The following is a 19,386-nucleotide window of genomic DNA, read 5'->3' on the forward strand; positions in this document are numbered from 1 at the left end:
GATTCGAGGGGGTTTCACATGCCAGATTTAAAGGTTCTAGCGGAGCAGGTGGTGGCGTTTCGCGACGAGCGCGACTGGAAGCAATTCCACAACCCGAAGGACGTTGCTCTTTCGCTGATGCTGGAAAGCGCCGAGCTCCTGGAGCATTTTCAGTGGAAGAACGGCGAAGCAATCCAGGAGACCGCCATGCATCGCCGGGCCGAACTGGCCGACGAGTTGGCCGACGTTCTGTACTACACGCTGCTGATGGCGCACGACTTGAACATCGACCTGTCCACGGCCTTAACGAAAAAACTCGCCAAGAACGCGGAGAAATACCCGACGGAGAAGGCGAAGGGTTCGAACAAGAAGTACACGGAACTCTGACAGCATGTTTATCGGGCACTTTGGTGTGGGCTTCGCCGCCAAGCGGGTTTCGCCACGCGTTTCCCTCGGCACCGCGTTCCTCGCAGCCCAGTTTCTCGATCTTCTCTGGCCCACCTTCCTGCTTGTGGGTCTCGAATCCGTACGCATCGCCCCCGGCGCCACCGCCGTGACGCCGCTGATCTTCGACCACTATCCGATCTCGCACGGTCTGGCGGCGGTCATGGGATGGGCACTGGCGCTGGGCGCCGTCTATGCGCTGGCTACGAAAAACGCGCGCGGCGCTCTTGTTGTTGGCGCCTTGGTGGTGAGCCATTGGTTGCTCGACGCCATAGTCCACGTGCCCGACCTGCCGCTGATGCCTGGCGCGGAGATGATGGTGGGGCTCGGCCTGTGGCAATCGAAAGCCGCGACAATGGCCGTCGAGATCCCGATCTTTGCGGCGGGTGTCTGGCTTTACGCGACATCGACACGCGCGAAGGACAAGGTAGGCAACTATGGGTTCATAGGCCTCGCCGCCTTCCTGGCGCTCATTTACGTCGGTAACCTGTTTGGCGAACCACCCCCCAGCGTGACCGCCATCGCCTGGCTGGGGCAAGCCCAGTGGCTGCTCGTGGCTTGGGCGTACTGGGTGGACGCGCATCGCGATACGTCGCGTTGACCCGCCCCGCCTGCGCATTTGGCTACCATGGCCCTTGGAATCGAGCCAGGAGTTGATGCTATGGAGTTCAAGGATTACTACCAAACCCTCGGGGTGGACAAGTCCGCCACCGAGCAAGACATCAAGAAGGCCTATCGCAAGCTTGCGCGCAAGTTCCACCCCGACGTCAGCAAGGAGTCGGACGCGGCGGTGCGTATGGCCGAGGTGAACGAGGCCAACGCCGTGCTCTCCGACCCTGAGAAACGCGCTGCCTATGACGAGCTCGGCACACAGACACACGCTCATGCCGGGCAGGAATTTCGGCCGCCGCCCAACTGGGATGCGGGTTTCGAATTTTCCGGCACGGGGGCGGAAGGCGACGGCGAGTTCAGCGATTTCTTTGAGCAGCTGTTCGGGCGCGCCGCACGCGGCCATCACGCCCAGGCCCGCGGCGGCGGCGCGGCGGCGATGCGCGGCGAGGACCATCACGCAAAGATCGAACTCGACCTGCTCGACGCCTACCAGGGCGCGGAGCGCACGATCTCGCTGCGCAGCGCTCGTCTCGACGAGGGAGGCAATGTGGTCAACGAGGAGCGCCAGCTCCATGTCAAGATTCCCAAGGGCGTGCGCGAGGGCCAGCACATCCGCCTGGCCGGGCGCGGCGGCCCGGGCTTTGGCGGCGGCCCACCAGGCGATCTTCTGCTCGAAGTGGTTTTCAAGCCCGACCCACGCTGGCGCGCCGAAGGCCGCGACGTGTACCAGCGCCTGCCGTTGGCCCCCTGGGAAGCAGCCTTGGGCGCCGCGGTGGAGGTGCGCACACCCAGCGGCGATGCCGAGGTGGCGGTGCCCGCGGGCTGGAAGCGCGGCCGCAAACTGCGGCTGAAGGGCCGAGGCATTCCCGGCGCCGAGCCGGGAGACCTCTACCTGGAACTCGAGATCGCATTGCCGCCGGCTGACAGCGACGCCGCGCGCGCCGCCTATGCGGCAATGCGCCAAGCATTCCCCGGTTTCAATGCCCGTGCGACAGGAGCCTGATCATGCGCTACGAAATTCACGATTGCGAGGTGTTGGGCGAAGGAGCCTTCACCGCCGAAGACATCGCACGCGCCTGCGGCGTTGCCACCACCTGGGTACAAGAGCGCGTCGAAGCCGGTGTGCTGCAGGTCGAGCCAGCCGGTGGCGAGTGGCGCTTCGACAGCGCCACCCTGGTTCGCGCCAGGCGCATCGCCCGGCTGGAGGCGAGTTTCGATGCCGACCCGCAACTGGCAGCCCTGACGGCCGACCTGATCGAGCAAGTGGCCGCGCTGCGGCGCCGGTTGCGATTGTTGGGGGTGGCCGACGCGTGAGGGCAGACCAGCTGAGCGCTATCGGCTAGCCCTTGCGCACCGCTTCCGGACTGAATCCAGCCTCGGCCCAGGCGCTGGCGCTAGCTCGCGTGAGCTTGAACGAAGGCGCCACGCGCACCTCCGCCAACAACTCCCCTGCCGCGTCCACAGCCCGGAGCATCGCCGACGGATTCTCCTCATCCGGCTCGATGTCGAGCGTGACGCTGAAGCGCTCGGTGCCGTGCGTGATCTCGATGCTCCGATGCAGCGTCGCGTGCAACTGCTGCTCGTGCCGCCGCACAAACTCAGCCGCCGTTTTCACCAGCGTATTGAACGCCGCTGAATCCAGCGGCTTGGGATTTTTCTTGTCGCGTCCCATGGTCCAGGGACCGACCAGCGCCGGCTCCACCTGGCCGTCCGGGGTCATGGCCACAGCCCAGCCGTCGTCGTCATCGTTCTTGATGACGCGGGCCGTCCAGCCGTTGTCGCGCCAGAGGCGTGGTTCCTGAATTTTTTCGCTAACGTCTTCGAGTTGGTTTTCGTGCATCCCCGTATTTGAACTCAAGCAGGAAGTCCTACGCGCCCAGCCTACCTAGAATCTCCCCTTTGCCAGCGCACTCACATGTCGCTTTACCGCCTGATCAGCCAATTCGTACGTCGCCACAGCCTTGCCTACGCCGTTTCCGCGGCCGCACTGCTCGGCGTTGCACTGGGGCTCGTCTGGATCCCCCGGCAGATCGGTGCCGTTGTGGATGGGCTGGTGGCGCAGCGCCTGTCGGGCGTGTCGTTGCTGCGGGAACTGGCCCTGCTGGTGTTGGCCGCCACCATGGTGTACTTCCTGCGCGTCGGCTGGCGGTTGAACCTCTACGCTACGGCGTACCGGCTGGGCGTGGAGTTACGCCAGCGCCTGTATACGCGGCTGGCGCTGCAAGGGGCCCACTTCTACCAGGGCCAGCGCACCGGCAACCTGATGGCGCTGGCCACCAACGACATCGACGCGGTCGAGGTGGCCGCCAGCGACGCCCTGCTGGCCGGCTTCGACGGCGCGCTGACCTTGGTGCTCGTGGTGGGGATGATGTCACTGGGCGTGGACTGGCGGCTGGCTTCGTTCGCCCTGCTCCCGTTCCCCTTCATGGCGCTCAGCTTCTGGTGGATTTCGCGCCACGTGCACGAGGCCTCGCGCTTGTCGCTGGAACGCTTCGGTGCGCTGAACGACCACGTGCAGGAGTCGTTGTCTGGCGTGCGCACGGTCCGCGCCTTGGGCCTGCAAGCGCAGAGCGAGGCGCAGTTCTCCCGTTTGGCAACGGACGTCTCCCAAGCCAGCTTCGACGCCCACCGCTGGGAAGCAACCTATGAGCCCGCGGTCGGGTTGAGCCTCGCGTCGGCCACCGTCATTACGCTCGGCTACGGCGGTTGGCTGGTCTGGCAGGACCAGTTGACCGTGGGGAAGCTCACCAGCTTCAGCCTGTATCTCGGCCTGCTGATGTGGCCCATGTTCGCCGCCGGCTGGATCTTGTCGCTGCTCGAGCGGGGCAAGGCGGCCTGGGGACGGTTGGAGCCGGTGCTCGACGCGCCCTTGAGCGTCGACGACCATGGCTCGGTACCGCAGGTAAACGTTGGCGCCATCGCAGTGCAAGGCGTGCGTTTCAGCTACCCCGGCCAGCCCCGGCCGGCGCTGGACGGCGTGTCGTTCCGCCTGGAGCCGGGCCTCACGCTCGGCCTGGTCGGGCCGACCGGTGCGGGCAAATCGACGTTGCTGAGGCTTTTGCTGCGCCACCATGCCCCGGCCGCAGGGACTCTGCGATGGGACGGGCTCGATCTGCAGGATTACACCCTGGACGCCTTGCGCGGCGCCATCGCCTGGGTGCCGCAGGAGCCGTTTCTGTTCTCCGCGAGCGTGGCGGAGAACATTGCCCTGGCGTGGCCGGAGGCCAGCCGTGAGCAGGTCGAGCAGGCGGCCAAGCTGGCGGCGGTGCATGACGACATCCTGCATCTGCCACAGGGCTATGACACGCCGGTAGGCGAACGCGGCATCACCTTGTCCGGTGGCCAGCGGCAACGCGTGGCGATCGCCCGTGCGCTTCTGGTTGACGCGCCACTGCTGATACTGGACGACGCGCTGTCCGCGGTGGACACCGACACCGAAGGGCGGATCCTGGCCCATCTGCGTGAAGCCAGAGCGGGCCGCACGGTGATTATCGTCAGCCACCGCCTGAGCGCGGTGGCCGATGCGGACCACACTATCGTCCTGCATGGCGGCCACATCGTGGAAGAAGGCACGCCCGCCGCATTGGTGGCGGGCAACGGCTGGTATGCGCGCCAGTGGCGCTACCAGCAACTCCAGGCCAGCCTCGATGCCAGCTGAATCCATCACCACGCCCGTTGCCGGCGCCAAGCCCGCGCCGCGCGGCAATCTTTTTGGGGATGCGGCCGCACTGCTGCTGCGCGCGGCCGCGCCGGAACGCCGTCACCTGGTTTGGGGTGTGGCTTGGCTGATCGTCGCCGCCGGGCTGGAGGCCCTGGGCCCGCTCATGGCCAAGTTCCTGATCGACAACTACCTGTTACCTCGCAACGCCCGCATTCCCGAGATCGCGGGGCTGCTGCTCGGCGCTTTGGTCGCGGGTACGCTGGCGAGCTGGCTGCGGTACCGGCAGTTGGTGCGGCTGGCGGGGCTGGCGATGCGCTCCGTCCAGCGCATTCGCGAAGGCGTGTACGGCCACGTGCTGCGCCTGCCGATGAGCTTCTTCGACCGCGCCATCATCGGCCAGCTGGTCAGCCGCGTGACAAACGACACCGAAGCCGTGAAGACGCTCTATGTGCAGGTGCTGTTCGTGATGCTCGACAGCCTGATCGTTCTGTGCGGCGCCATCGCCGTCATGCTGTGGCTGGATTGGCGCCTGATGCTGATCGTCGCGACGTTGGCTCCCGCGGTGGCGTTGATCGTCACCATGTACCAACGCATTTCTGGGCCGGCGGTGACCCGTACGCGTGAGCTGCGAAGTGACATCAATGCCCAGATGGCGGAATCCATCAACGGCATGGCCGTGCTGCAGGCGAGCAATGCGACCGCGCGTTTCACCGAACGCTTCGCCGCCCTCAATGAGGGGCACTACCAGTCACGGCAGCGTGAGCTGCGCGCCAACGCCTGGTTGTTGCGACCGGTGCTCGACATGCTCAACGTGACACTGCTGGCCGTGATCATCGGCGTGATGGGAACGCGTGGCAGCAGCGGCTCGATGAGCGCCCTGGAGGTGGGCGTGCTCTACGCGTTCATCAACTACATCTCGCGGGTGGTGGAGCCGTTGATACAGATCACCATGCAGTTTTCGCAGCTGCAGCTGGCGGTGGTCGGCGCGGCGCGGGTTCATACCCTGCTGAAGGAGGCCGAAACGCCGGTTGCGGCCGACCTCGGCCGGGTGACCGAGGGGGCAATATCCATCGATCGGCTGGACTTCGCGTACCAGCCGGGCCGCACGGTCCTGCACGACCTGCACTTGCAAATCGCACCCGGCAGCTTCCACGGCATCGTGGGCCACACCGGCAGCGGCAAGAGCACCTTGCTTTCGCTGCTGCTGCGCTTCTATCCCGCGCCGGCGGGCAGCGTCCGTATCGACGGCACGCCGGTGGAGGCGATTAGCGAGGACCATTTCCGCGCGAGCGTGGGCCTGGTGCCGCAGGAGCCCTTCGTGCTGGCCGCCTCCGCCCGGGAAAACATCGCCATGGGCCGCGAGCTGGCCGATGCGCAGATCGAGGCGGCCGCACGCGCCGCCCATGCGCACGACTTCATCGCCGCACTGGAGCGGGGCTATGACACACCACTGGGCGAAGGGGGCGCGCGACTGTCCGTGGGCCAGAAACAGTTGCTGGCGATTGCCCGCGCCCTGGCCGGCGAGCCGCGCATCCTGTTCCTGGACGAGGCCACGTCGCACATCGACTCGGAGACCGAGCAGATCGTGCAGCGGGCGCTGACAGCCCTGCGCGGTCAGGTCACCATCGTCGCTATTGCGCACCGGCTCTCGACCGTGCGCGACGCCGATCGCATCGTGGTGCTCAATCACGGCCGCATTGCTGAGCTGGGCACGCACGCCGAGTTGATGGCGATCGACAACGGCCTGTACCAGCGACTCTACCTGCTGCAAAAGCTGGAAGAAGAAAGCGAACTGGACTAAAAGTTGTAGTTCGAAAATTCGCTCAAGCGTAACTTCTGCGGCTGAGCTTGAGCTTCACCACTCGGGTAATCCCGACCCCGATTCCGGACCCCGGCTGAGCCTATAGCCAGCTCATGCTCATCCTTATTGCGAGCTGACGAATACAACTTCAGGATTTGGTTACTTTGTAGGGGATGGGCGCTGCGGATTGTGGGACTTCTCCTACTACAGTCGCCCCTCTTGCTGAGGTTCGCAGGCCAAAAGGCGGCTGCATGGTTCCCCAGCTCATCTTTCAACAGGTCGACGAATTGGCACTCCGATGCCGCTCCGAAACCCTTTTTCTACATCGTTGAACATGAGAAGACGTATCTTCATCCAGTCCGGCTCTGCCGCAATGGTCCTGGCACTGACCGGTTGCGGGGGCGGCGGAGGCGGCAGCGCCAGCGGGTCCAGCAGCAGCGGTGGGGCAACGGCCTCCGGAGCCCAGCCGCCCTTGTCGTCGTCCGGGGCGCCTGGTTCGGGTGTTGCCTACCCCTTTGGCGCCCGGCTGGACGCCTACGTGGCCGGCATTCTGCCCACCCACGCCCCCAAGTCGGAGATGGATTCGGCGATCAAGGCGTCCTACGACGCCTGGAAGGCGCATGCCATCGTCGACGTCCCCACCGTCCCCGGCGGCAAGGTGGTCAGGTTCGGCTCCAATCCGTCCTACCTGGCGGTCTCGGAAGGCGTGGGCTACGGCATGCTGATCACCGTGCTGATGGCGGGTCATGACGCCAATGCAAGGGCAACCTTCGACGCCCTGCTGACAACAGTGCGTGCGCGCCCGGCCAAAGGCATGGTCCAGTATTTCGGGGACCAGGCCAACAACCTGATGGACTGGCGCCTGAACATGGACGGGACTTCCAGCGACGCGAACGATCTGGGTGCCAGCGCGATGGACGGCGACCTCGATATCGCCATGGCGCTGTTGATGGCCCACCGGCAGTGGGGCTCGAACCAGGGCTGGAACTACCGGCAAGAAGCCATCAACACCATCAACGCCCTCAAGAATGTCAACATGAAGGAGGACGGCGCCACCAAGGGCCTGCCCAACCCGAACAACAACCGCACGTCGGATTACATGATCGGCCACTTCCGCGCCTTCAAGAAGGCGACGGGAGACGGCTTCTGGGATCGGGCCGTCGATCGCGCCTACGAGCTGATCGATCGGATGCAGACGGTGTACTCGCCCAACTGCGGCCTGATGCCCGACTTCGTCATCAACACCCATACCTCGGCGCCGGAGCCTTCGCAAGGCTACATCGGCGACGGTACGCCCACCGAGGGCTTCTTCTACGCCAACGCCCAGCGCAACCCGTGGCGCTTCGGCTCGGACTATGTGCTGTCGGGCGATGCGCGCTGGAAGAACGTCTGCAACAAGCTGCTGAACTTCATCAAGGCCGATTGCGGCGGCGATCCGACCCGCATGGCGCTGGGCTACCACCTCGACGGCAACGCGATGGAGCGCAGCTACCCGCCCACGGCCATGATCGGCCCGATGATCTGCGGTGCGATGGTGGACGCCTCCCACCAGGATTTCCTCAACACCTTGTACAGCTGGACCTCGGCCCACTTCACCACGAGCTACTACGACTCCGAGCTGCAGCTGCTCCCGATGATCGTGGCGTCCGGCAATTGGTGGACCCCCTAGGGGCCGGCAGGCTACGATTGACGCCCTAAACCTGAGGAATCGATATGGGCGCGCAATGGAAGGCAAAGGGCAAGGCACAGGCGGCGGATGCCAGGGGCAAGCTGTTCGGCAGATTGGCCAAGGACATCATGGTGGCCGCGCGCAGCGGGGCCGATCCGGCCTCCAACTCGCGGCTGCGCCTGGTCGTGGAGCAGGCGCGCAAGGCCTCCATGCCCAAGGACACGCTGGAGCGTGCCATCAAGAAAGGCGCCGGGCTTACGGGCGAGGTGGTTCATTTCGAGCACGTGATCTACGAAGGCTTTGCGCCGCATCGCGTGCCGGTGATGGTCGAATGCCTCACCGACAACGTGAACCGCACGGCACCCGAGATGCGCGTGCTGTTTCGCAAGGGGCACCTCGGCACGTCGGGATCGGTGGCTTGGGATTTCGACCATGTGGGCATGATCGAAGCCGAGCCCGCAGCCGCGGGCGCCGATCCTGAACTGGCCGCCATCGAAGCGGGCGCCCAGGACTTCGAGCCGGGCGAAGAAGACGGCGTCACCCTCTTCCTTACCGACCCCACCGACCTCGATCTGGTGAGCCGTGCGCTGCCGGCCCAAGGCTTCACCGTGCTGTCCGCCAAGCTGGGCTACAAGGCCAAGAACCCCATCGACCCCGCGAGCCTGGGCGCTGCGGAACTGGAAGAAGTGGAAGCCTTCCTGGCTGCCATCGACGCGCACGACGACGTGCAGAACGTTTTTGTGGGTCTGGGGGGTTAGCTACCGCCGCCGGGCGTTAGCGCTCCCCTGGTTTCCATCAACTTCACCAGGGCCCACAACACCCGGTTCGCGGGCGTCGCGATTCCCAGCGCCTCGCCGCGCCGGACGATCAGCCCATTGAGGTAGTCGATCTCGGTGCGCTTGCCACGCGCCAGGTCTTGGGCGGTGGATGCATATTGGCTGGGCATGCTGGCCGCGAGCTTGTCCACGGCGCTCTGCACGTCGCCGGGCAGGGTGACGCCCTCGGCCCTGGCCACGGCCATGCATTCGGCGACCACGTCGCGCATCACGTCCCTCACGCCCTCGCCTGCCACCGTCTTGCCGTAAGGCAGCTGGGTGATGGCCGACACGGCGTTGTACGCGCAATTCAGGATCAGCTTGGCCCACAGTGCGCCGCGCACATTGGCGGAGACTTCGGTGGGCACCCCGGCGGCGATCAGCGTCCGCGCCACCGATTCGCCGGCGCTGGAGGGCTCGATCACCAGCTCGCCGCGGCCGTGGTGCTTGACGTGGCCGGGGCCCGCCATCTCGGTGGCGACGTACACCACCGCAGCCGCCACCTCGTGCTGGGGCAGCACGGCGCGCAGGCGGTCGGCGTTGTCCACGCCGTTCTGCAGGGTGAGTATCAATGCGTCGGGCGCCAGGTGCGGCAGCATCTCGGCGCCGGCGGACTCAGTGTCCGGGGATTTGACGCAGAACAGGACCAGATTCGCACCTCGCACCGCGCCGGGATCAGTGCTGGCGGCCAGGCGCACGTGCTCATCGAAGGTCCTGGTTTCCATGTGCAGGCCGTCCTTCTGGATCGCTGCGACGTGTTCGGGGCGCGCGATCAGCACGACCTCGTGGCCGGCGCGGGCGAGCATGCCGCCGAAGTAGCAGCCCACGGCGCCGGCACCCATGACGACGGTCTTGAGGGGTTGGGTCATTGAAGGATTCTAGGAGTAGGGGGGATAATCCGCCGACCATGAACTACTGGCTGATGAAGTCCGAGCCCGACGATGTGTCGGTGGACGACGCGCTGGCCGCTCCCAACGCGACGGTTCCATGGACGGGCGTGCGCGGCTGGCAAGCCCGCAATTTCATGCGCAACGAGATGCGCGTGGATGACGGCGTGCTCTTCTATCACTCCAGCTGCGCACAGCCGGGCATCGTCGGGATTGCACGGGTGGCATCGGAGCCCCACCCCGACCCGACGCAGTTCGACGCGAAGTCGCCCTACTACGACCCCGTCTCCAAGCCCGAAAAGCCGCGGTGGGTCCTGGTGGACGTGCAGGTGCTGCGCAAGACTCGCAACCTCACCCTGTCCGAAATGCGCTCCATACCGGAACTCGCCGACATGCTGGTGCTGAAAAAAGGTAACCGGCTGTCCGTCATGCCGGTGGAACCCCAGCATTGGGAAGCCATCTTGAAGCTCCTGCGGTAGATGTGAAACAACTTCCTTTCGGGCACCAACGCAAAATGCGCCGTCGGACAAGGGAGAACGAATGGATAGAAGAGCTGCGGCCACATTGCTGGCCACCGTGGTATTGGGCGCTTGCGGTGGCGGCGGAGGGAGCGGCAGCACTGGCGGTACGACGGCCAGCGCCGGCACCGCACCTTCACCACCGGCACCCGCACCTGCTCCGGCTCCTCCACCTGCTCCAGCCCCTGCTCCAGCACCTGCCTTCGCGGGCTCGCCCAACATCGCCGCGTGGGGCGATTCGATGGTTCCGGCGGTCGCGGCGAACCTGCAGTTGCTCTACCCGAACCGGGCCGTTCACGACGGCGGCGTTGCCGGCCAGACCTCCAGCGAGATCACTGCCCGGCAACAGGCTGCCGCGAGCAACTACGACACCTGGATCAACATCTTCTGGTACGGCCACAACAACCAGACGCAGGCGGCCCAGATCAAGGCCGACATCGCCGCCTCGGTTGCCACGCTCGCTCCGGGCAACACCAGATTCCTCGTCCTGGCGGTGGTGAACCAGGCCACGCCCGCGGGGTCCAGGGGCGGAGCGGACTATGCAACGATCATCCAGCTGAACAATGACCTGGCGGCGCTGTACCCGCAGAACTACCTCGACATGCGGGCGCACCTGGTCAACGGCTACAACCCCGCCAACGCGCAGGACCTGGCCGACTTCCAGAACGATGTGGTGCCGTCCTCGCTGCGGTTCGACCATATCCACCTGAACAACGACGGCTCGGTGCGCGTGGCCGAAAAGCTGCGAGAGGTCATCGACGCCAATGGCTGGTAAAAAAAGCCGCCCAATCGGGCGGCTTTTTCGTTGGGAGCGGCAGGCTTACTGGTCGCTGGAAATTTCTTCCGGCTCCGGCTTGGCCTTGCCCTCTTTCTTGGGCAGCGGCTGGATGTCCAGCAGCACTTCGGAAGTCTCCACGCCCTTCTCGTCGGTCTTGAGCTCGACGTCCACCGTGAGGCGACCGCCGTCCGTCAGGCGGCCGAACAGCAGCTCGTCGGCCAGTGCGCGACGAATGGTGTCCTGGATCAGGCGCTGCATAGGCCTTGCACCCATCAGCGGATCGAATCCCTTCTTGGCCAGGTGCTTGCGTAGCTTGTCGGTGAAGGTGACTTCCACCTTCTTCTCGGCCAGCTGCTGCTCCAGCACCAGCAGGAACTTGTCGACCACCCGCAGGATGACCGTCTCGTCCAGTGCCTTGAAGCTCACCGTGGCGTCCAGGCGGTTGCGGAACTCGGGCGTGAACAGGCGCTTGATGTCGGCCATCTCGTCACCCGCTTCGCGGACGTTGGTGAAGCCCATCACCGACTTGTTCATCGTCTCTGCGCCCGCGTTGGTCGTCATGATGATGATGATGTTGCGGAAGTCGGCCTTGCGCCCGTTGTTGTCCGTCAGCGTGCCGTGGTCCATCACCTGCAGCAGCACGTTGAAGATGTCCGGATGCGCCTTCTCGATCTCGTCGAGCAGCAGCACCGCGTGCGGCTTCTTGGTGACGGCCTCGGTCAAGAGCCCGCCCTGGTCGAAGCCCACGTAGCCCGGAGGCGCACCGATCAGGCGGCTGACGGCATGGCGCTCCATGTACTCGGACATGTCGAAGCGCATCAGCTCGATGCCCATGATGTAGGCCAGCTGCTTGGCGGCTTCGGTCTTGCCGACGCCCGTGGGGCCGGAGAACAGGAACGAGCCGATCGGCTTGTCGCCCTTGCCCAGGCCCGAGCGCGCCATCTTCACGGCGCCTGCCAGAACTTCCAGCGCCTTGTCCTGGCCGAACACCACGCTCTTCAAATCGCGCTCGAGGTTCTGCAGCTTGCCGCGGTCGTCGTTGGACACGTTGGCGGGCGGAATGCGCGCGATCTTGGCCACGATTTCTTCGACCTCGGTCTTGGAGATCGTCTTCTTGCGCTTGCCGATAGGCAGGATGCGCTGGGCGGCGCCGGCCTCATCGATCACGTCGATGGCCTTGTCCGGCAGGTGCCTGTCGTTGATGTACTTGGCCGACAGTTCGGCCGCTGCCTGCAGGGCGTTGGCCGCGTACTTCACGCTGTGGTGCTCCTCGAAGCGCGACTTCAGGCCCTTCAGGATCTCGATGGTTTCGGCCACGCTCGGTTCGACCACGTCCACCTTCTGGAAGCGGCGTGACAGGGCTGCGTCCTTCTCGAAGATACCGCGGTACTCGGTGAAGGTCGTCGCACCGATGCACTTGAGCGCGCCCGAGCTCAAGGCGGGCTTGAGCAGGTTGGATGCGTCCAGCGTGCCGCCCGACGCGGCGCCGGCGCCGATCAGGGTATGGATCTCGTCGATGAACAGGATGGCGTTGGGCTTGTCCTTGAGCGACTTGAGCACGCCCTTCAGGCGCTGCTCGAAGTCCCCGCGGTACTTGGTGCCGGCCAGGAGCGCGCCCATGTCCAGCGAGTACACGTTGGACTCGGCCAGGATCTCGGGCACTTCCTTCTGCACGATGCGCCAGGCCAGGCCCTCGGCGATGGCCGTCTTGCCCACGCCGGCCTCACCGACCAGGAGCGGGTTGTTCTTGCGGCGCCGGCACAGGATCTGGATGACGCGCTCGACCTCGTACTCGCGGCCGATCAGCGGATCGATCTTGCCGTCCCTGGCAGCCTGGTTCAGGTTCTGGGTGAACTGCTCCAGCGGAGAAGCCTTTTCGTTCTTCTCGCCGCCCTCTTCGCCTTCGCTCCCCCCGGATTCACCGCTCTTGGTGGGCTCGGGCGGATCGCTCTTCTTGATGCCGTGGGCGATGAAATTGACCACGTCCAGGCGAGTCACGCCCTGCTGATGCAGGTAATAGACCGCATGCGAATCTTTTTCGCCGAAGATCGCGACCAGCACGTTGGCGCCGGTGACTTCCTTCTTGCCATTGCCCGTGGACTGCACGTGCATGATGGCGCGCTGGATCACGCGCTGGAAACCGAGCGTGGGCTGGGTGTCCACGTCGTCGCTGCCGGCGACCTGCGGGGTGTTGTCCTTGATGAAGTTGGACAACGACTTGCGCAGGTCATCGATGTTGGCTGAGCATGCGCGCAGCACTTCAGCCGCGCTGGGATTGTCCAACAGGGCAAGCAGCAGGTGCTCCACCGTGATGAACTCGTGGCGCTGCTGCCGTGCCTCCACAAATGCCATGTGGAGGCTGACTTCCAATTCCTGGGCAATCATGAGATTTCCTTTTGCCTTGCTTGCTTCACTGACACTGTAAATGGGTTCGACCCTGGATTACTCAACCGGTTCACTGACGCATTGCAGGGGATGTCCTGCTTGACGAGCGGCCTCCTGTACCTGCTCGACCTTGGTCGCAGCCACATCCCTTGAATAAACGCCGCAGATCGCCTTTCCGTCCAAGTGGATCTTCAGCATGATCTGTGTGGCCGTTTCCCGGTCCTTGTTGAAAAACTCCTGAATGACCACCACCACGAACTCCATCGGGGTGTAGTCGTCATTCAGCATGATGACCTGGTACATCTGGGGCGGCTTGGTTTTCTGGGTGCGCCGCTCGAGCACCACCGACCCGCCGTCGTCGTCCTTCGGCCGCGTCTTCGGCGCGACCGGGGCGGGGGTGGGTGTTTTACTTGCCATGAAAATCATTCTATCGAGCGGACATTCGCGCTGCAGCCTGAGGTTGAATTGGTGGCAGAACCGCCACATTCAAGCGGGCATAGCGAAGAGTTCTCTCGCTGTTCATTTTGCGCAGTTCGCGGGCGGTCCGGCAACGGATTTGGGCCCGCCGAGGCCTCGATAACTTTAGTATGTGAAAATGTTGACAGCGCCACCCTGAATCCGGGACACTCGGGGCGGTCAAGAGGGATAACAAGAGCAAGAGGCAGAAGAAATGGCCACCGGAACAGTGAAATGGTTCAATGACGCAAAGGGCTTCGGGTTCATCGAGCCCGACGGCGGAGGCGCGGACGTGTTCGCGCATTTCTCCGCCATTGCCATGGAGGGCTTCAAGACCCTCAAGCAGGGCTCGCGCGTCACCTACGAAGTCACGGAAGGCCCCAAGGGCCAACTGGCGCAAAACATCCAGGCCGAACCATCGCTCGGCCGGCCCGAGCCCATCCAGACCCAGCCCGCCGAAAGGCAGCCGCGCCACTCGAAGGTGCGCGCGCCCCAGTTCCACGCTGCCGGCCATAGCGACTAGCCGACCCGATAGGTTTTCGCTCCCCAATAGAAAAGCCGCCCGTGGGCGGCTTTTCAGTAAGCGCCTTGCGCTCACATGTTCTCGATCATCACCTGGCCGAAACCCGAGCAGCTGACCTGGGTAGCGCCGTCCATCAGGCGGGCGAAGTCATACGTGACCTTCTTGGACAGGATGGATTTCTCCATCGAGCTGATGATGAGGTCGGCCGCTTCGGTCCAGCCCATGTGGCGCAGCATCATCTCGGCCGACAGGATTTCGGAGCCGGGATTCACGTAGTCCTTGCCCGCGTACTTGGGCGCGGTGCCGTGGGTCGCCTCGAACATGGCGACCGAGTCGCTCAGGTTGGCGCCGGGAGCGATGCCGATGCCGCCGACCTGGGCCGCCAGGGCGTCGGACACGTAGTCGCCATTGAGGTTGAGCGTGGCGATCACGCTGTACTCGGCCGGGCGCAGCAGGATCTGCTGCAGGAAGGCGTCGGCGATCGAGTCCTTGACCACGATGTCCTTGCCGGTGCGCGGGTTCTTGAACTTGCACCACGGGCCGCCGTCGACCAGCTGGGCGCCGAATTCCTTTTGCGCCAGGGCGTAGGCCCAGTCGCGGAAGCCGCCCTCGGTGAACTTCATGATGTTGCCCTTGTGCACGATGGTCACGCTGGGCTTGTCGTTGTCGATGGCGTATTGGATGGCCTTGCGCACCAGGCGCTCGGTGCCTTCGCGGGAGACAGGCTTGATGCCGATGCCGGAGGTGTTGGGGAAGCGGATCTTCTTGACGCCGAACTCGTCCTGCAGGATCTTGATGAGCTTCTTGGCCTTTTCGCTCTCGGCTTCGAACTCGATGCCGGCGTAGATGTCTTCCGAGTTCTCGCGGAAGATGACCATGTTGGTCTTATGGGGCTCTTTGACCGGCGAAGGAACGCCGTCGAAATACTGGATGGGGCGCAGGCAGACGTAGAGGTCGAGCTCCTGGCGCAGCGCGACATTCAGCGAGCGGATGCCGCCGCCGACCGGGGTCGTGAGGGGGCCCTTGATGGACACGACATAGTCGCGCACGGCATGCAGGGTCTCTTCCGGCAGCCAGACATCGGGGCCGTAGACTTTCGTCGATTTTTCGCCGGCATAGACCTCCATCCATTGGATCTTCTTCTTGCCGCCGTAGGCCTTGGCCACAGCCGCGTCGACCACCTTGATCATGACGGGGGTGATGTCCGCCCCGGTGCCGTCGCCCTCGATGAACGGAATGATCGGCTGATCCGGCACCTTCAGGGACATGTCGGCATTGACGGTGATCTTCTGGCCTTGGGAAGGCACTTTGATGTGCTGGTACATGGGGGGAGCGTCTTTCGGAATATGAACGTCGAATTCGGGTGTTCGCAGCGAGGCAAAACCAAGCGATTCTAGCCTTGAATCTGTCAGCCGCCTTTCAGGCGCCAACCGGCCCGCGCCGCTCGAAGTCAGCCGTTTGTCAACCGACGGCCATGCTGCCGCGTTGCCGGAGGGCAGCCCGGAATCTGGGCAGCAATTTTCAAAAATCGATTCAACTCCTCACAGGATTCCCATGAACAAGCTCCTCGCTACCCTGGTTGCCGCTCTCTTCGCCACCGCTACGTTCGCCGCTTCGCACGCCGGCGCCCCCATGGCCGGCGCTTCGGCTGCCAAGCCCGCCGCTTCCGCCGCCGTGAAGGCCGACGTGAAGGCCGAAGCCAAGGCCGAGAAGAAGGAAGCCAAGGCCACCGCCAAGGCCGAGAAGAAGGACGCCAAGGCCACCGCCAAGGGCGAAAAGAAGGCCGCCGAAGTCAAGAAGGACAAGGCTGTCGCCGCCGCCGAAGCCAAGAAGGACACCGCCACCGCCAAGGCTGACGCCAAGGCCGAAGTCAAGGCTGACGCCAAGGCCCCCGCCGCAGCCGCCAGCGCCAAGAAGTAATCTTCCGGCTCGTTGAAATAAATGCCCGCCTTGGCGGGCATTTTTGTTGGCGCAGGGCCCTGTCAACCGTCGGGCATCGGGACCCGTTACGGATGGGCCTTCCGACTGTTGGGAGGACTTTTCTAATAACTGGCTTTAATCCTGAAAGGACTCCCCATGAACAAGCTCCTCGCGACCCTGGTGGCTTCGCTGTTCGCCATGTCTACGGCTTTCGCAGCGTCGCACGCCGGCGCCCCGATGGCGGCGACTCCGGCCAAGCCGGCAGCTTCCGGCGCAGCGGCAACGCCCGCCACGCCGTCGCCGGCCGCTGCTGGCGCCATGGCCACGAAGGAAGACAAGGCCGCGGCTGCCGCTGAGAAGAAGAAGGCCGCTGCTGAGAAGAAGGCTGCTGCCAAGAAGGCCGCTGCCGACAAGAAGGCCGCCAAGAAGGCTGCTGCTGCCGAAAAGAAGGCGGCCGTTGCCGCCGCCAAGCCCGCTGCCTCTGCCGCCAAGAAGTAATCGACCCGTTCCTGTTTTGAATGCCCGCCTTGCGCGGGCATTTTCAATTGCGCGCCACAATGCCACCCATGATGAAAACAGCCCTATCCGCCCTCACCGCGCTGCTGCTCGCGGCGGCCGCCCAGCCCGCCTGCGCCCAGGATCCGCAGACCAATCTGCCGCGTGTGACCTTGTCCGCCGGCATGCATCAGATCGACGCGCAGGTCGCGCAAACCTCAGAGCAGCGCGCCACGGGACTGATGCATCGCAGAGAAATGCCCCAGCACGAAGGGATGCTGTTCGTCTTCGAGCGGCCGACGGTGCAATGCTTCTGGATGAAGGACACCCTGCTGCCGCTGGCCATCGCCTTCATTGCCGACGACGGCACGGTAGTCAACCTGTCCGAGATGAAGCCGCTCGCGCTCGACTCCCATTGCTCGGACAAGCCGGTGCGCTATGTGCTGGAGATGAACCAGGGCTGGTTCGCCAAGAAAGGCGTCAAGCCCGGTTCAAAACTGAACGGTGAACCGTTCAGGCGTTAGGCGAAGTTCTTCTCGGCGAAGCCCCAGTTCACCAGCTTGTCGAGGTAGGTCTCGACAAACTTGGGACGCTGGTTGCGGTAGTCGATGTAATAGGCGTGTTCCCACACGTCCACTGTCATCAGGGCCTTGTCGGCCGTGGTCAGCGGCGTGCCTGCGGCGCCGGTGTTCACGATGTCGACGCCGCCGTCCGGCTTCTTGACCAGCCACGTCCAGCCCGAACCGAAGTTGCCCACGGCCGATTTGACGAAGGCTTCGCGGAAGGCCGCGTAGCTGCCCCACTTCTGCTTGATGGCTGCTGCCAGCGCACCGCCAGGCTCGCCGCCGCCGGCGGGCTTCATGCAGTTCCAGAAGAAGGTGTGGTTCCAGATCTGGGCCGAGTTGTTGTAGATGCCTCCGGAGGATTTCTTGATGATTTCCTCGAGGGACATGTTCTCGAACTCGGTGCCCTTCTGCAGGTTGTTGAGGTTGGTCACATAGGCAGCGTGGTGCTTGCCATGGTGATATTCCAGCGTCTCCTTCGAATAGTGCGGCGCCAGCGAATCGATCGGGTACGGGAGCGGGGGTAGCGTGTGTTCCATGGTTTCCTCTCAGGTTTCTTGGTGTGTTGTCAGCCGCTGATTCTAAGAACTAAATCACCGCGGTGGCGATACAGTGAGAGCAACCTCGCCATCGGCAAGGGTTGCGACGAGCGCCTGCCCCGGATGAGTTTCATGCACGCTGGTGACAGGGCGCCCTGCTTCGTCGGCCAGCAAGGCATAGCCGCGCTGCAAAACCAGCCGCGGGTCCAGCAGTTCCATTCTCAGCTGCGCACGCTCAAGCAACTGGGTGTTTCGCTGCAGCCGCGTCTGCACGGCCTGCCTCAGCTGCGTTTGGAGGCCCTTGAAGCGGGTTGCGTCCTGCTCCAGGCGACCCAGCACCGCATAGCGCAGGCGGTGCGCCATGCGGCCGAGCCGCAGCTGCTGCGCGGCCATGCGCGCCAGCGGGCGGCCCAGTCGCGACGCCGCCTGGTCCAGTCGCTGGCCGGCGAGGTCCAGCCGGCGTGCGAACGCGCCTTGCAGCCGACCTTGTGCTGACTCCAAACCGGCTAGCCAAGTCGCCCTGGACTGCGCAGCGAGCTCGGCCGCCGCCGTGGGCGTGGGAGCACGCAGGTCGGCGCAGAAATCGGCGATCGTGAAATCGGTCTCGTGGCCCACGCCGCTGATGAGGGGCACGGGGCTTTGGACGATGGTGCGAGCGAGCTGCTCGTCGTTGAGCGCCCACAGGTCCTCGATGGAGCCACCGCCGCGCACCAGCAGGATCACGTCCAGCGTGCCGGCTTCGGCCAGGCGGTACAGCGCAAGCAGCGCCCGAACCAGTTCGCCGGCAGCCTGCGCTCCTTGCACCGGCGCCGGCGCCAGGAACACGGGAACGTGAGGGGCCCGGCGCGCAAGCGCGGTCACCACGTCGTGCAATGCGGCCGCGCCGGGTGACGTGACGAGCCCGATGCCCTTGGGCAACAAGGGGATGGCGCGCTTGCGGGCGGGCTCGAACAGGCCCTGCTCTTCGAGCCGCGCCTTGAGCCGGAGAAACTGTTCGAACAAGGCCCCCTGGCCGGCACGTGTCAGGCTTTCGACGATCAGCTGAAGATCGCCGCGCGGCTCATAGACGCCCAGCCGCCCCATCACTTCGACCATTTCGCCATCGCGCGGCGTGAAATCCAGCAGCCCGGCCGCCCGGCGGAACATGGCGCAGCGGATCTGCCCTTGGGCATCCTTGAGCGAGAAGTAGCAATGCCCGCTGGAAGCGCGCGAGAAGCCGGAAACCTCGCCGCGAACCGCGACAGGATTGAACCTGGCTTCCAGAGAATCAGCAATGGCGCGGCATAGCGCGCCAACTTGCCAGATTCGCGGCGCCAATACTGGCTGGGGCAGCTCAGCCAT

21 protein-coding genes are annotated in these 19,386 nt (G+C 64.6%); 14 read left to right on the plus strand and 7 right to left on the minus strand.

Going from position 1 to position 19,386, the window contains the following annotated elements; translation table 11 throughout:
• The first annotated feature begins 18 nt into the window (after window positions 1-18).
• Genes HNE04_RS01415 through HNE04_RS01430 form a run of 4 tightly spaced genes read left to right on the plus strand, consistent with a single transcriptional unit; the run spans window position 19 to window position 2,349 of the window.
• Window positions 19-366, plus strand: a complete 348-nt coding sequence (locus HNE04_RS01415; RefSeq protein ID WP_172216061.1) for a nucleotide pyrophosphohydrolase — start codon at window positions 19-21, stop codon at window positions 364-366.
• A 4-nt stretch (window positions 367-370) separates the two neighbouring features.
• A complete protein-coding gene (locus HNE04_RS01420) occupies window positions 371-1,024 on the plus strand; it encodes a hypothetical protein (protein ID WP_172216063.1) in 654 nt (217 codons plus the stop codon).
• A gap of 60 nt (window positions 1,025-1,084) precedes the next feature.
• Window positions 1,085-2,038 carry a DnaJ C-terminal domain-containing protein gene (locus HNE04_RS01425; RefSeq protein WP_172216065.1) on the plus strand — a complete coding sequence of 318 codons (954 nt, stop codon included), beginning with the start codon at window positions 1,085-1,087 and terminating at the stop codon, window positions 2,036-2,038.
• 2 nt (window positions 2,039-2,040) lie between these two features.
• Window positions 2,041-2,349 (plus strand): chaperone modulator CbpM, encoded by a 309-nt coding sequence (locus HNE04_RS01430; protein WP_172216067.1) that lies wholly within the window; start codon window positions 2,041-2,043, stop codon window positions 2,347-2,349.
• Between the two features lie 25 nt (window positions 2,350-2,374).
• On the opposite strand, the gene HNE04_RS01435 is transcribed toward HNE04_RS01430, so the two are convergent.
• Window positions 2,375-2,875, minus strand: a complete 501-nt coding sequence (locus HNE04_RS01435; protein WP_172216069.1) for a hypothetical protein — start codon at window positions 2,873-2,875, stop codon at window positions 2,375-2,377.
• 75 nt (window positions 2,876-2,950) lie between these two features.
• Between HNE04_RS01435 and HNE04_RS01440 the strand changes: the two genes are divergently transcribed.
• The 4 genes from HNE04_RS01440 (at window position 2,951) to HNE04_RS01455 (ending at window position 8,924) form a co-directional block, all read left to right on the plus strand.
• Window positions 2,951-4,693 (plus strand): ABC transporter ATP-binding protein, encoded by a 1,743-nt coding sequence (locus tag HNE04_RS01440; protein ID WP_172216071.1) that lies wholly within the window; start codon window positions 2,951-2,953, stop codon window positions 4,691-4,693.
• On the plus strand, window positions 4,683-6,497 hold the full coding sequence (locus HNE04_RS01445) for an ABC transporter ATP-binding protein (protein WP_172216073.1): 1,815 nt from the start codon (window positions 4,683-4,685) through the stop codon (window positions 6,495-6,497). Before HNE04_RS01440 ends, HNE04_RS01445 begins: the two co-directional genes overlap by 11 nt.
• Window positions 6,498-6,831: 334 nt before the next feature.
• Window positions 6,832-8,166 carry a glycosyl hydrolase family 8 gene (locus tag HNE04_RS01450; RefSeq protein WP_172216075.1) on the plus strand — a complete coding sequence of 445 codons (1,335 nt, stop codon included), beginning with the start codon at window positions 6,832-6,834 and terminating at the stop codon, window positions 8,164-8,166.
• Window positions 8,167-8,210: 44 nt separating this feature from the next.
• A complete protein-coding gene (locus tag HNE04_RS01455; protein ID WP_172216077.1) occupies window positions 8,211-8,924 on the plus strand; it encodes a YebC/PmpR family DNA-binding transcriptional regulator in 714 nt (237 codons plus the stop codon).
• On the opposite strand, the gene HNE04_RS01460 is transcribed toward HNE04_RS01455, so the two are convergent.
• Window positions 8,921-9,850: a ketopantoate reductase family protein gene (locus HNE04_RS01460; protein WP_172216079.1), complete on the minus strand. Its 930-nt coding sequence runs from the start codon at window positions 9,848-9,850 to the stop codon at window positions 8,921-8,923. The genes HNE04_RS01455 and HNE04_RS01460 overlap by 4 nt on opposite strands.
• A 38-nt stretch (window positions 9,851-9,888) precedes the next feature.
• Here HNE04_RS01460 and HNE04_RS01465 point away from each other — a divergent pair, with 38 nt between their 5' ends.
• Together HNE04_RS01465 and HNE04_RS01470 are read left to right on the plus strand one after the other, a co-directional pair.
• Window positions 9,889-10,347 (plus strand): EVE domain-containing protein, encoded by a 459-nt coding sequence (locus tag HNE04_RS01465; RefSeq protein WP_172216081.1) that lies wholly within the window; start codon window positions 9,889-9,891, stop codon window positions 10,345-10,347.
• Between the two features lie 61 nt (window positions 10,348-10,408).
• Window positions 10,409-11,161, plus strand: coding sequence for an SGNH/GDSL hydrolase family protein (locus HNE04_RS01470; RefSeq protein ID WP_172215577.1), 753 nt, complete (start codon window positions 10,409-10,411; stop codon window positions 11,159-11,161).
• Between the two features lie 45 nt (window positions 11,162-11,206).
• Here HNE04_RS01470 and clpA read toward each other — a convergent pair whose 3' ends face one another.
• The gene (clpA, locus tag HNE04_RS01475; RefSeq protein ID WP_172216083.1) at window positions 11,207-13,549 is read right to left on the minus strand and encodes an ATP-dependent Clp protease ATP-binding subunit ClpA; all 2,343 of its coding nucleotides are present in this window, start codon (window positions 13,547-13,549) and stop codon (window positions 11,207-11,209) included.
• Between the two features lie 57 nt (window positions 13,550-13,606).
• On the minus strand, window positions 13,607-13,975 hold the full coding sequence (clpS, locus tag HNE04_RS01480) for an ATP-dependent Clp protease adapter ClpS (protein ID WP_172216085.1): 369 nt from the start codon (window positions 13,973-13,975) through the stop codon (window positions 13,607-13,609).
• 244 nt (window positions 13,976-14,219) lie between these two features.
• On the opposite strand from clpS, the gene HNE04_RS28385 reads away from it, so the two are divergent.
• Window positions 14,220-14,528, plus strand: coding sequence for a cold-shock protein (locus HNE04_RS28385; protein WP_172216087.1), 309 nt, complete (start codon window positions 14,220-14,222; stop codon window positions 14,526-14,528).
• Window positions 14,529-14,599: 71 nt separating this feature from the next.
• On the opposite strand, the gene icd is transcribed toward HNE04_RS28385, so the two are convergent.
• Window positions 14,600-15,853, minus strand: a complete 1,254-nt coding sequence (icd, locus tag HNE04_RS01490; RefSeq protein WP_172216089.1) for an NADP-dependent isocitrate dehydrogenase — start codon at window positions 15,851-15,853, stop codon at window positions 14,600-14,602.
• Between the two features lie 229 nt (window positions 15,854-16,082).
• On the opposite strand from icd, the gene HNE04_RS01495 reads away from it, so the two are divergent.
• From HNE04_RS01495 to HNE04_RS01505, 3 genes are all read left to right on the plus strand, one after another.
• Complete coding sequence (locus HNE04_RS01495; RefSeq protein ID WP_172216091.1) at window positions 16,083-16,448, plus strand: hypothetical protein; 366 nt, start codon at window positions 16,083-16,085, stop codon at window positions 16,446-16,448.
• Between the two features lie 156 nt (window positions 16,449-16,604).
• Window positions 16,605-16,946 (plus strand): cell envelope biogenesis protein TolA, encoded by a 342-nt coding sequence (locus tag HNE04_RS01500; RefSeq protein WP_172216093.1) that lies wholly within the window; start codon window positions 16,605-16,607, stop codon window positions 16,944-16,946.
• A gap of 68 nt (window positions 16,947-17,014) precedes the next feature.
• On the plus strand, window positions 17,015-17,467 hold the full coding sequence (locus HNE04_RS01505; RefSeq protein WP_235964705.1) for a DUF192 domain-containing protein: 453 nt from the start codon (window positions 17,015-17,017) through the stop codon (window positions 17,465-17,467).
• Here the strand turns inward: HNE04_RS01505 and HNE04_RS27920 are convergent.
• Both HNE04_RS27920 and xseA read right to left on the minus strand, forming a co-directional pair.
• The gene (locus HNE04_RS27920; protein WP_235964706.1) at window positions 17,464-18,045 is read right to left on the minus strand and encodes a Fe-Mn family superoxide dismutase; all 582 of its coding nucleotides are present in this window, start codon (window positions 18,043-18,045) and stop codon (window positions 17,464-17,466) included. The two genes, HNE04_RS01505 and HNE04_RS27920, sit on opposite strands and share 4 nt — an antisense overlap.
• Before the next feature lie 54 nt (window positions 18,046-18,099).
• The gene (gene xseA / locus HNE04_RS01510; RefSeq protein WP_235964707.1) at window positions 18,100-19,386 is read right to left on the minus strand and encodes an exodeoxyribonuclease VII large subunit; all 1,287 of its coding nucleotides are present in this window, start codon (window positions 19,384-19,386) and stop codon (window positions 18,100-18,102) included.

Origin of the sequence: Caenimonas soli, from assembly GCF_013155545.1 — a bacterium.
GTDB classification, from domain to species: Bacteria; Pseudomonadota; Gammaproteobacteria; order Burkholderiales; family Burkholderiaceae_C; genus Ramlibacter; species Ramlibacter soli.